11 protein-coding genes are annotated in these 11484 nt (G+C 74.9%); 3 read left to right on the forward strand and 8 right to left on the reverse strand.

Features of this window, described 5'->3' with window-relative positions:
- From J0670_RS16470 to J0670_RS16495, 6 genes are all read right to left on the reverse strand, one after another.
- Window positions 1-1001, reverse strand: a 1001-nt coding sequence (locus J0670_RS16470) for a hypothetical protein (protein ID WP_207812336.1), incomplete at its 3' end; no start/stop codon positions are given.
- A complete protein-coding gene (locus tag J0670_RS16475; RefSeq protein WP_307806546.1) occupies window positions 998-1825 on the reverse strand; it encodes a protein phosphatase 2C domain-containing protein in 828 nt (275 codons plus the stop codon). The genes J0670_RS16475 and J0670_RS16470, both read right to left, overlap by 4 nt.
- Complete coding sequence (locus J0670_RS16480) at window positions 1822-2598, reverse strand: hypothetical protein (RefSeq protein ID WP_207812337.1); 777 nt, start codon at window positions 2596-2598, stop codon at window positions 1822-1824. The genes J0670_RS16475 and J0670_RS16480 overlap by 4 nt, the downstream gene beginning before the upstream one ends.
- Window positions 2595-3281 carry an RES family NAD+ phosphorylase gene (locus J0670_RS16485; protein WP_207812338.1) on the reverse strand — a complete coding sequence of 229 codons (687 nt, stop codon included), beginning with the start codon at window positions 3279-3281 and terminating at the stop codon, window positions 2595-2597. The genes J0670_RS16480 and J0670_RS16485 overlap by 4 nt, the downstream gene beginning before the upstream one ends.
- On the reverse strand, window positions 3281-4003 hold the full coding sequence (locus J0670_RS16490) for a hypothetical protein (protein ID WP_207812339.1): 723 nt from the start codon (window positions 4001-4003) through the stop codon (window positions 3281-3283). Before J0670_RS16490 ends, J0670_RS16485 begins: the two co-directional genes overlap by 1 nt.
- The gene (locus J0670_RS16495) at window positions 4000-7599 is read right to left on the reverse strand and encodes a CHAT domain-containing protein (protein ID WP_207812340.1); all 3600 of its coding nucleotides are present in this window, start codon (window positions 7597-7599) and stop codon (window positions 4000-4002) included. The genes J0670_RS16490 and J0670_RS16495 overlap by 4 nt, the downstream gene beginning before the upstream one ends.
- 420 nt (window positions 7600-8019) lie before the next feature.
- Here J0670_RS16495 and J0670_RS16500 point away from each other — a divergent pair, with 420 nt between their 5' ends.
- Both J0670_RS16500 and J0670_RS16505 read left to right on the forward strand, forming a co-directional pair.
- Window positions 8020-8496 (forward strand): hypothetical protein, encoded by a 477-nt coding sequence (locus J0670_RS16500; protein ID WP_307806547.1) that lies wholly within the window; start codon window positions 8020-8022, stop codon window positions 8494-8496.
- Between the two features lie 103 nt (window positions 8497-8599).
- Window positions 8600-9256 carry a class I SAM-dependent methyltransferase gene (locus J0670_RS16505; protein WP_207812341.1) on the forward strand — a complete coding sequence of 219 codons (657 nt, stop codon included), beginning with the start codon at window positions 8600-8602 and terminating at the stop codon, window positions 9254-9256.
- A 72-nt stretch (window positions 9257-9328) separates the two neighbouring features.
- Here the strand turns inward: J0670_RS16505 and J0670_RS16510 are convergent, their stop codons facing one another.
- Together J0670_RS16510 and J0670_RS16515 are read right to left on the reverse strand one after the other, a co-directional pair.
- The gene (locus J0670_RS16510; protein ID WP_207812342.1) at window positions 9329-9784 is read right to left on the reverse strand and encodes a hypothetical protein; all 456 of its coding nucleotides are present in this window, start codon (window positions 9782-9784) and stop codon (window positions 9329-9331) included.
- A 109-nt stretch (window positions 9785-9893) separates the two neighbouring features.
- The gene (locus tag J0670_RS16515) at window positions 9894-10406 is read right to left on the reverse strand and encodes a MarR family winged helix-turn-helix transcriptional regulator (protein ID WP_207812343.1); all 513 of its coding nucleotides are present in this window, start codon (window positions 10404-10406) and stop codon (window positions 9894-9896) included.
- A gap of 142 nt (window positions 10407-10548) precedes the next feature.
- On the opposite strand from J0670_RS16515, the gene J0670_RS16520 reads away from it, so the two are divergent.
- The gene (locus J0670_RS16520; RefSeq protein ID WP_207812344.1) at window positions 10549-11472 is read left to right on the forward strand and encodes an EamA family transporter; all 924 of its coding nucleotides are present in this window, start codon (window positions 10549-10551) and stop codon (window positions 11470-11472) included.
- The last annotated feature ends 12 nt before the right edge of the window (window positions 11473-11484 follow it).

An 11484-nucleotide genomic window follows, 5' to 3' on the forward strand; every position in this document is an offset into this window, starting at 1 on the left:
TCGGCCAGATCGCACCACGGGCACCAGGGCCGCTCCACGGTGTGGACGTGCCGGCGGTTCACCGAGCAGCGGCGGAGCCGTCGTTCGCCCAGCTCCGCGCCGAGCACCCGGGCCCAGTCGGCCGCCGTGGGCCGGCTCGCGGGCGTGCTGCGGCCGGTGTCCCCGAAGGCGGCCCGCAGCAGGGTGCGCACCGCGACCGGCAGCAGGTCGAGCGGCGGCAGCGGCTCGGGCAGCAGCACGCTGCGCCGGTCGACCAGCCGGCAGCGGCCGTGCCGCAGGTTGTCGTCCTGCGAGAGGTACGGGCCGCCGTCCGCGGGCAGCCCGGCGAACGGGTGCAGACCGGCCATCAGCAGTTGGTGGACCAGCACCGCCAGGACGAAGTCGTCCGCCGCCCGGGTCGGTTCGGCGGCCGGGTCGGCGACCCGTTCCGGCGCGATGTGGCCGGGCGTGCGCGGCCGGCTCGCGAACAGCCGTCCACGGTCGGTGAACTGCCAGGAGTCCACGTCGGACAGGGCGACTCCGCCGTGCTCGTCCACCCAGATGTTGCCCGGCTTGAGGTCCCCCACCAGGTACTCCTCCGCGTGCACCGCCGCCACCAGGGCGGCCAGCCCGGCCGCGGCCCGTAGCGCCGTCCCCCAGTCCGCGCCCGGGAGGTACTGCTCCCGGCCGGCCGCGAACAGCAGCCGGTCCAGCGGGTGGTAGCGCGGGCGCAGGTCGGCCATCAGGTAGCCGTGCCCCTCGCCGCGCGCCGTGCGCACCGCGAGCAGCGGCCAGGCCACCGTGCCGAGCCGGCCGGACAGCAGCCGGACGGTGCGCGGCTCGCGCCGCTGGCGCACCAGCCGCTCGATCCGCTCGCGGTGGTCGGCCGGATCGGGCGGGTACGGCACCAGTTTGGCCACCAGCTCGGGCCGCTCCGCCACGGTGAACACCACGCCCTCGCCGCCCTGGCCGACCTGTTCGGCCAGCCGCCAGCGCCGTCCGTCCGCGGCCAGTACGTTCACGACCACGGGCCACCGTCCGGGGAGAAGGCGCACAGCACCGTCAGGTCGTCGCCGCTGCGGGCCGCCCGGGGGCCGGAGAGCAGCGCGCGCAGCGGCTCGGCGTCACCGCCGTTGGCGCGCAGCGCGGCGGCCAGCGGCCGGAAGAAGCGCGGCGAGGCGAGCGGGCCGTGCTCCACCGGGAGCCCCTCGACGGAGGGGTGGTCGAGGGCGAGCGGGGCGCAGCCGTCGGTGGCCAGCACCACGCCGCTCAGCCGCGGCTCGTGCAGCACCGCGGTCACCATCCGCTCCCGGGCGTCGGGGCTGGAGAGGAAGTCGGCGGGCCGCCGGGGCGGGAGGGCGAGTCGGCACAGTTCGCCGCGGTCACCGTCCGGTCGGGTCAGTACGGTGCCGAAGCAGTCCCCGACCTGGAGGAGGGCGACCCACGGCGGACGGATCACGGCGGCCGCCAGGGTGGCGGCCAGCGCGTCCTCGTCGTCCCCGCCGCCGTCCTCGGGGGCCTCGGTCGCGAGCAGGGCCCGGACCGCGCCCAGGTACCCGTCCAGCACCGCGCCGGCCCGACCGTCCAGCCAGTCCCGCCAGCCGTCCTCGTCCGCGTCCGGCGACGGCGGGTCGCCCGCCAGCAGCCGGCAGGCCAGGTCCACCGCCAGGTGCGCGCCGAGCGCACTGCGCGCCCGGCTGCCCGCCCCGTCCGCGACCGCCAGCACCAGCGCCGAACCGTCCGGGGAGGCGGCCGCCTTGAAGGCGTCCTGGCAGCCGCGACCGGTGGCCAGGTGGCCGGTGCCCTGGACCATCGCGCCGGCCACGATCCGGCCCGGCGCCCTCACCGCCCCTCCTCGATGTAGCCGTTCATGGCCAGCCGCAGCAGCGCGTACTCGGCCACCTGCTGGTGGGTCTGCGCGGCCGAGTCGTCGCTGTGCACCCGGCTCACGCTCTGGAAGAGGAAGTCGAAGATCCGGCCGAAGTCGAGGTGCTCCAGCATGTACGTGGCCTTCGGCGCGAGCACCTCCAGCAGGTCCCGGTCCGCCCCCTGCACCCCGACCACGAAGAAGACGCAGCCGCGCTCCCGCTCCGCCCGCCGCAACTGCTCGGCCTCGGCGGCCAGTTCGGCGGCGGTCAGGGCCCGGCCGAACTCGTCGGTGGGCGCGCCGTCGGTGAGCAGCCAGATCAGCGGGCGCAGCGCCGGGAGCCCCTGGGCGGTCAGCTCCCGGTGGCGCCGGGCGCCCAGCTCCAGCGCCAGCCGGATCGCGGGCAGCAGGTTGGTGTAGCCGTCCGCGTGCAGCTCGGGTGGCGTCAGCCCGTCGATCGGTGCGAAGGGCGACCCGTCCCGGGCCGTGGCGCCCGGCACCAGCGCCCCGGTGGCCGGGTCGAAGACCCGGACCACGCTGTCGAAGGCGATCAGGCACACCTCGACCCGGGCGCGCAGCCGCGGCTCCGCGCGCACCGAGCCGAACCACTCCTCCAGGGCCCGGTTGAGCTCGGCGATCCGTGGCCGGTCAGCCGGGCGGGCCATCGAGGCGGAGGTGTCCAGCAGCACGATCACCGGCTGCCGCTCGTCGTAGCCCCGGCCGAAGCCGAGCGCCGTCGTCGGTGTGGTCACGGCGCGGCCACCTCCACCGCCGTACGCGGCACCAGGACGGCGCGCAGCGGGGCCAGCAGCCGGTTCGCCGCCGCCATGCCCTGGGGCGTGTCCAGCGGGAACGAGCCGCCCGGGTCGGTCTTCACCGGCTCCGTCCCGCAGCGGTCGCCGAACAGCACCAGCGCGCGCTTCGGCCGGTGCCGCCGGGACTGCCAGAGCAGGCCCTGGGCGTGCGGCACCCGGGCGCGCAGCGCGGTGGCCCAGCGGCGGGTCTGGGCGTAGCCCGGCCCCTCGGTCTCCAGCAGCCAGGAGTCCTGGCAGATCGCGGCCAGGTCCTCCTCGGTGACGAGCCGGATCAGCCGCAGGTCCACGGCGGTGCGCAGCGCGGTCAGCGAGCGGCCGGCCACCCGGGCGTGCGGGATCAGCCTGGTGCCGGTCGACCCGTCGAACGGCACCGCGCGGAGCAGCACTTCGGCCAGCGCGGTGGCCTGTTCGGGCGCCGCGTAGAGGTACGGGTACGGGTCGAGCGGCGTGCCGTCGAAGCGGCTGCCGCCGAAGTGCACGTCGGCCTGTACGGGGCTGAACTCCCCACCGGGGTACCGGGTCTGGTGGCAGCGCCACAGCTCGGTGCCGGCCGGCAGGGTCTCCAGGACCGGGTCCATCCGGAAGGTCTCGGAGTCGGGGGGCGGGGCCTGGGGCGGCATCAGTCCCCCTCGGTGAGTGCGACGGCGGCGGCGGTCAGCAGGTCGTCGGAGACCAGGCCGAGCAACCGGGCGGGCGTGCCGCCCAGCCAGCTGTTCCCGCCCAGCCACCAGTCGGCGGCGCCCCACGGGTCCTGGTCGGCGAGCAGCAGGGCGTTGATCCTGGTCACCACCGGCAGCGGGCTGCCGTCGGCGGCGAACTGGAAGGCGGGGAAACGCGGTTCGCCCTCGGTGTCGAGCAACCGGATCAGCCCGGCGTCCGGCACCCGGAGCGAGTCGAGCTGGGCGTCGCTGAGCGCGGGCGCGGCGAGCAGGCGCCGCTGGGCCTCGGCGACCAGCGCGTCGGCTTCCCGGGTACCGGCCTGCTCGTCCGGCCGTTCGTCCGGCTGCCTGTCCGACTGTTCGACGGGCTGTTCGACGGACTGAGCGGTGGACGCCGACAGCCAGTCCAGCAGCTCCCGCGCCGCCCCCGCGGCGGGGCGGGGGTCCGCGGCGACCAGCCGTACGCCGTCCAGCGCCCGGCGCACCGGGTGGTCCAGCGGCAGCGGCAGCAGCGCGAGCTTCACCCCGTGCAACGCCCGCTTAACGGCCATCTCGTCGCCCCCCTGTAGCCCGGCCAGCGCGTCGAGCCGGGCGAGCAGCACCTCCCGGTGCCGCTCGTCGAGCGCGGCGGCCACGTCGTCCCAGTGCCGGCGGAGCAGCGCCAGCAGCGCTTCCGCGGTCATGCCTCCTCCTTCTCTCGGTGCGGCTTCTCCTGGTGCGGCTTCTCCCGGTACGGCCGGTTCTCCCGGTACGGCCGGGGCGCGGCGCCCGGGTGGCCCTGGTGGACGAAGGCCGCCCACACCGGCAGTCGGTCCAGGTACGGCTGCCCGACCTCGCGCGCCAGCTCCGGGTCCAGGTCCGGCGGGGCGACGCGCCCGGGGTCGAGCATCCAGCGCTGCGCGTCCTGGAGCGCGTCCGCCGGACTGCGGCCGTGCACGGCGAGACGGTGGTGGAAGACCGCCATCATCAGCGCCGTCGCGCCGTCCCGGGCGGTCCAGCGCGAACCGACCACGTCCTTGGCCCCGGCGGCCAGGAAGGCCGTCGCCAGGGTCAGCGCCTCGTCGTGGTCCCGGGTGCTCAGGTCCGTCTCGCAGGCGCTCAGCACCACCAGGGGGCCGGCGGGTGCGGCGGCGCCGGACGGCCGGTCCAGCAGCCGGCTCACCGTCAGCATCCCGGCGTCCGGGGCTCCGTCCGGCACCGGTGAACCACCGGGCGGCAGGGCCAGGTTGAGCGCCGACACGGTGGGCCGCACCCCTGCCGTGCCGTGCGAGGCGATGTGCAGCACCGCGACCGGCTCCGCCTCCGACGGCCCACCGGGCAGCAGGCCGAGCACTTCCTCGGGCGTTCCCTCGGCGACCGGCGGATCCGCCGACTCGACGTAGGCGCCGTAGAGTTCGGCCTCCGGGTAGCAGTCGTCGCGCAGCGCGAGCACCTCCCGCTCGGAGAAGGTCAGGTCCAGGCGCGGATCGGCCACCAGGACCGCCCGCCCGCCCGGCGAGAGCCGCTCGCGGGCGGCGGCGCGCAGGAACTCCCGTCCGGAGGCGGCGTAGGAGAGCACCGCGATCTCGCAGACGTACCGGTGCGGGGCTCCCTCGGGCAGCCGCGCGGCGTGCCAGGGCACCACGCCGAGGTTGCCGCACGGCACCAGCACCAACCGGGGCCCGCCGGGGCGGCCGCGGTGCCGCCCGGGGTTGGCCGCCAGGCGCTCGGCGACACCCTGGAGCACGGGGGCGACGGCGGCCGGCAGGGCCCAGTCGGCCAGTGCGGACAGCGCCCGCTCCCACCGTTCCTCCACCTCCTTCGCCTCCTCCCGCCGCTCACCAGGCCCCTCCTTGAGCAGCCGGGAACGTTCGGCCGAGACGTTCAGGTACTCCTCCAGCGGCGCCCGCCCGTCCGCGGCGAGCAGCGGCAGGGCGAGCACCCCGGGCTCCAGGTCGGGGCCGACGATCACCGCCATGCCGGGGGCCGAGCCGCCCGGCACCAGGTAGACCAGCGCGTCCGCCTCGGACGGCCCCAGGCCCGCCTTCAGCTCGTCGAGGGTGGCCGGTTCGAACGGCCCGGAGCCGGCCCGGTACCCGAGCGCGTCCAGGGCCTGGCGGCGCAGCCGGCTCGGCAGCCCGCCCGCCTCCGTCCCGGCACCGGCCTCCCGCCACGCCTCGGCCAGCTCCCGATGACCGCGCGCGGCGAGCAGTTCGGGCACCTCCGCCGCGACCGCCGTGGCCTGGAGGACCATCGACCGGCCCAGCTCCAGCATGGTCACCGCGCGTTCCGTCTGCCCGTGGGAGCCGGCCCACCAGGCCGCCTGGAGCGCTCGCGAGGCACCGTTGCGGGCGGTCAGCAGGCGGTGCTCGGCGGTGGCCTCCAGCAGCACGTCGGCGGCCAGCGCCTCGAAGGACTCCACCATGGCCTGCGCGGCGTGTGCGGGGTCGTCGAGTTCGGTGTCGTTCCGGCGCCGGTACAGGTCGGCGAGCGACCACAGCAGATCGGCGTCGCCGTATCCGCCGCGGTTGGCGTCCAGGTCCGCCCGGAGGGCCGCCAGGTTCTCGATGGCGCGGTCGAGGTCGTCCCGGTCGTTGGTGATCTCGGCCTGCACCGCGCGGGCCAGGCCACGAATCCGCGCCGCGTGGGTTCGTCCGAGTGCGCCCTCGGGCGGTTCGGGCTGCGGTGCCTCGAACTCCGCCCGCAGCAACTCGGGGTCCTTGGCCAGGCCGCCCCGGATCGTCGCGAGGGAGGTGCGCCACGCGTCGAGCATGCCCACGCTCTCGGCGAGCGGCGCCAGGGCCTCCACGGCGGCCATGCTGTACTCCAGACCGGTCTCCACCAGGCGCGGGTCGTCCCGCAACCGGCCGAGCTGCTGGTAGACGTCGCCGAGCACCATCTCGGAGATCGGCACCACCTCCCCCGGCAGGCCCGCCTCGCGCAGCGCCCGCACCTCCGCGAGGCACTCCTCCATCCCCTCGGCGTCCTCCTCCTGCACCAACCGGTCCATCCGGACCCGGATGGCGAGCACCCGCGACATGCCGAAGAAGGCGCCGCTCGCCGCCGACGGGCTCTCCGCGGCGAACCGGCCCACCGCCTCGGCCATCAGCCGCTCCGCCGTCTCCCGGTCCTGCTGGTTCCCGCCCAGGTTCGGCGCGAGGGCGAGCAGCAGCGGCATGAGGGCGCTGATGGTCTGGTGCCAGGCGTTGTCCGGTGGGAGCCCCTCACCGCCGCGCCCCAGCTGCTCGATCGCCTCGGCCAGGCCGTCCAGGTCGGAGTCCCGGATCGCCTCGACGAACTTGAGCATCGCGAACGCGATCGCGTCGACGGCCGGGGCTTCGGGATCGTCGGTGTCGTGGACCCGGGCGGTGCGCACCAGATCCGCCAGGTCGTCGGCCTGGGCCTGGGAGAACGATCCCGGCACCGACATGTTGATCGCGGCGAGCAGCATCGCCCGCATCCGTTCGTCGGACTCCTGCTCGGCCGCCGGGCTCTTCGCGGACCGCTGTTCGACCTCCGGGCTCTTCGCGGGCTGCTGCTCGGGCTCCGGGCCCTGCGCGGGTTCGTCGGACGGTGAGGCGGCATCGGGCATGAAGTCGCGCATCACGCGGAACTGCTGGAGGAACGGGAAGTCGGGTGGCAGCGCGTCGAACATCGGCCCCATGGCGGCGAAGAACTGGTCCACGCCGCCGTTCGCCAGCCCGAGCACCGTCCGCATCAGGTCCAGCCGCCGGGCGAGTTCGGCCGGCCAGGGCACGTCGGCGAGCTCCTCCAGCAGGGCGTGCGCCTCGGCGAAGGCGGGGTTGTCCGGGTGGAACGCCGCGGCGTTGGCGCTCTGGTAGGCGATCATCTCGCCGAACGCGGCCCGGCCGGTCGCCTCGATCCGCGGAAACGGGAGCAGCAGCATGACGAGCGCGAGCCCGGCCCGCCGCATCTCCCACGCCGGCAGGGCGGGAACGGCGGAGCGGGCCTCGCGAAGCAGCCGAATCGCCCGTTCCCGGTCCGCCGGCTCGCTCTCCCGCTGAAGGTGGCGCCACCCCAGCAGCGCGCCGAGCCGTGCGGCCAGCACCGGGCGCCGTTCGTCACCCTCCCCCAACAGGCCTTCTATCCGATCGAGTTCGTCGATCGCCCGGTCCCGGAGGTCCTGGTCGTCCAACATGATCCGGGGCGGCCCCGTCGGATCCGGCGGCAGCAGCAGCTCCGCCCGCCCGGCCGCCGCGTCGGCCCAGAGCCGCACCCCCTCGAAGCCGCCACCCCCACTGAAATGATCTTCCGGGTAGGGACTCTGACCTTCCGTCATTTCACGCCCCGTCATCGATCTCACCGAAACAGCGGACCACATCATGCCGCTTCGCGCGGCCCCGAGTCTCGGGGTCCGCCGCGATCACCTGATAACAACCCGGAATCAACCGCGATCCGACCGGCCCCGCCCGCGCGCGATCGCCACCCGACGCGACGAGGTGACCCCGTTCACCCACAGCGCGGACCGTCGCCACCGGGGCCTTCCAGCGCTTCACTGCCCGCTAGCCACAAGGGTGTTGATGCCATGCCACGAGCCATCGGCCTCCTCCCCACCCGCACCCTCCTCAGCCACTCCGCCCCCGACTACGCCTGGCAGCCACCGGTCCTCAGCGGACCGGGGCGTGCAAGAACGACCGGGCGCGGCGGGCCGAAACAACTACGCTGGGGCTGCTGGTCGACGCCCCGCCCGGGAGGCACGGTGCTGGACACGCTGATGACGACGGCGGCGGGTGCACTCTCCGCCACCGTAGGCGTCCTGGTCGGCGGCATCGTCACCCGCAGCGCCCAGGACCGGCAGTGGTCACGCGACCAGCAGCTCGCCGCCTACCAGGAACTGCTCGGCCACTATGCCAGGTTCACGATGGAGCTCAGGCGGGCCCACGGCGACCGGCGGGGCTGGGACTACGACTGGGGCGAGTGGAGCGCGGCTCTGATGCGCGCAAGTCTGGTCGCCCCCGCCGAAGTCGCGGCTGCGATCCACGAGTTCGGCCTCGCCGTCGATACCTTCCTCGACCAGGTGGCACGCACCCGCGGCCCGTTGACGAACCCACTCCCCCCGGACGAGTTCGAGCAGGCCCGTCAGGCGCCCGCCCGGGCGCAGGTGCAGTTGGTCAACGCCATCCGCCGATCACTGTCCGCCGACCGCCGGGGCATCCCCTTCCCCATCGGCGGCTAGTGCCCGGCCGGCGGACGACCGGCGCCACGGGAGTTCAACCTGACCGATCCCCCGTGTCGCCGCCCCGGCCCAAATGTCGGTGCCGGTTGCGACAATGCCCGGCATGAGCGACTCCAGCCGAGCCATCGCCGGGTACTGGGACGCGGCCGCGTCGGGCTTCGACGACGAGCCGGATCACGGGTTGCGGGCGGCACCGACGCGGGAGGCCTGGGCTCGGCGGGTGCGGCGCTGGTTGCCGCCGGGGCCTGCGGACGTACTGGATGTCGGGTGCGGGACGGGGTCGTTGGCGCAGCTGATCGCTGCGGACGGCCACCGGGTCAGCGGGGTGGACCTGGCACCGCGGATGGTCACGCGGGCGAGGGCCAAACTGGCGGCCGCCGGGCTGCCGGGGCACTTCGTGGTGGGCGATGCGGCGGCGCCACCGTTCCGCGAGGGCCGCTTCGACGTGCTGCTCTGCCGCCACCTGATCTGGACCCTGCCCGCGCCGGAGCAGGCCCTGCGCGCCTGGGTGCGGCTGCTCCGGCCGGGCGGTCGGCTCGTCCTGGTCGAGGGCCGCTGGCGCGAGGCAGGCCGGCCCGTACGGCCGTACGTCGCCGGCGCGGAGCACCTGCCGTGGGACGGCGGCGTCACGGCGGACGAACTCGCCACAGCCATACGGCCGTTGGTCGCCGAGCTGCACATCGAGCCGCTGAGCGGCGACACCGCGCTCTGGGGCGGCCCGGTGAACGACGAGCGCTACGCCCTGATCGCCCGACTCTGACCCGCCCCAGACTCACGGCCCGGACTCACGGCCCGACCACCTCGCCGCTGCCCGGCCCGGGACGAGGCCGCCTCAGTACCCACCCGTACCGAAGGTCCCGTTGAGCGGGTCGGCGCGGAAGCAGGCGACGCAGCGGAGGCGGGTGTAGATCGCCACCGCACCCATGAAGACGTCCTCCCGGCCGTCCAGCGCGGACTTTGAGCCGGCCGGCTGCCCGCAGTCCAGGCAGAGGCGGGCGGGGCGGGCGCCGATCGAGCAGGCGCGGCAGACCAGGTGGGTCGGGTGCTCGGCGTGGACGACGACGGGCTGCGGCCCCCCGTCGAGCAGGTGGTCGCACCACGTGCAGGACTCGTCCATCTGCGCGGCCAACATCCGGGCCCGGGTCTCCTGCTGCCACTTGGCCGCGTTCTGCAGGGGCACCTTCACCGGCGGCCCCCACCCCGCGGCGGCGAGCCACTGGGCACCTTCCGCCCCCGCCGCCCGCAGCTGGTCGTCGACGGCGATCTCCCTGGGGGTCTTGTGCTTCATCGAGCCTCTCCTCCGGTGCGGCGTCCCGGTGGGATAACGCGGCCGGGCGGGTCGTGGACACGCGAACCGTCGAACCGCTACGGCCGCACGCCGTACACCGAGGCGGGGATCAGCCGAGGAGCGGCTCGGTGTCGCCATGGGCGATGAGGAGCTTGCGGAGCAGGGCGTCGAGTTGGGCGCGCTCGTCGGCGTCGAGGGCGGTGAGGATCCGCTCCTCGTTCCGGATGTGGCCGGGCATCGCGGCGTCGATCAGCTCCTTGCCGGCCGGGGTGAGGCGGACCAGGACGGCGCGGCGGTCGTTCGGGCAGGGGTTGCGCTCGACCAGGCCCTTGGCGGAGAGCTTGTCGACGCGGTTGGTGATGGCGCCGGAGGTGACCATGGCGGACTTGAGCAGGGCGCGGGCGTTGAGTTCGTAGGGCTCGCCGGAGCGGCGCAGGGTGGCGAGGACGTCGAACTCGGAGGAGTCCAGGCCGCAGGTGGCGAAGTACTCGCGCAGGGCGTTGTCGACCCGGACGTTCAGCCGCCGCAGCCGGCCGATCAGGGCCATCGCCTCCAGGGGCAGGTCCGGGCGGTTCCTGGCCCACTGCTCGGCGATGTCATCGACGGTGTCGCGCTGCTGCATGGTGGTCCACCCTCCGGGAGCTGCCGTCCGACCGACTGTCCGACTGCCCTAGATATCTTAACATTCACATACTTGACGTTCGCAGACCTCGAGGCGTAGAAAATATCTCAACGTTCAGATAATCAACGTTGAGGGGAACGTCATGGACCGCAAGCGCGCCGGGATCGCCGCCACCGCCGCACTCGCCCCGGCCGCCTGGGGCACCACCTACCTGGTCACCACCCAGCTGCTGCCCGAAGGCCGTCCACTGCTGCTCGCCGCGCTGCGGGCCCTCCCGGCCGGGCTGCTCCTGCTGCTGATCGGCCGCAAACTGCCCCGGGGTCGCTGGTGGGGGCGTGCGGCAGTGCTCGGGATGCTCAACATCGGGCTGTTCTTCCCCCTGATGTTCGTCGGCGCGTACCGCCTGCCCGGCGGCGTCGCGGCCACCATCGGGGCGATCCAACCGCTGCTGGTCGCCGGCTTCTCGATCGGCGTGCTCGGCGTACGGCCCGGACGGCGGGCGCTGCTCGCCGGGCTGGCCGGGGTCGGCGGGGTGGCGCTACTGGTGCTGAAGAGCGGCGCGAAGCTGGACGGCATCGGGATCGCCGCGATGGTCGCCGGGGTCGGGCTGATGGCCATGGGCACCGTCCTCACCCGCCGCTGGGGCCGCCCCGAGGGCGCCACCCTGCTCGACCTGACCGCCTGGCAGCTCCTCGCCGGGTCGGCGTTCCTGGTGCCGCTCGCCGCGCTGGTCGAGGGCGCGCCGCCCGCCATGAGCGCCACCAACCTGGCGGGCTTCGCCTACCTCGGGCTGTTCAGCACGGCGCTCGGGTACGTCCTGTGGTTCCGCGGCATCGAGCACCTCGGCGCCGGGCCCGCGTCCTTCCTCGGACTGATCAACCCGGTGGTGGCCACGGTCGGCGGCCTCGTCGTCCTCGGCCAGACCCTCACCCCGTGGCAGCTCCTCGGCCTCGTGCTGGCCCTCGCCGCCATGCTCGCGGGCCAGGCCCCGGCCCGCCGGGCCACCACCACGGCGGACCCGGTTCCGACGAGCACCCGGGCGGCTCAGCCGGTGGCGCGGACGTAGATGTCGGCGGCG

Origin of the sequence: Streptomyces sp. FH025 (assembly GCF_017427025.1) — a bacterium.
Lineage (GTDB): Bacteria > Actinomycetota > Actinomycetes > Streptomycetales > Streptomycetaceae > Kitasatospora.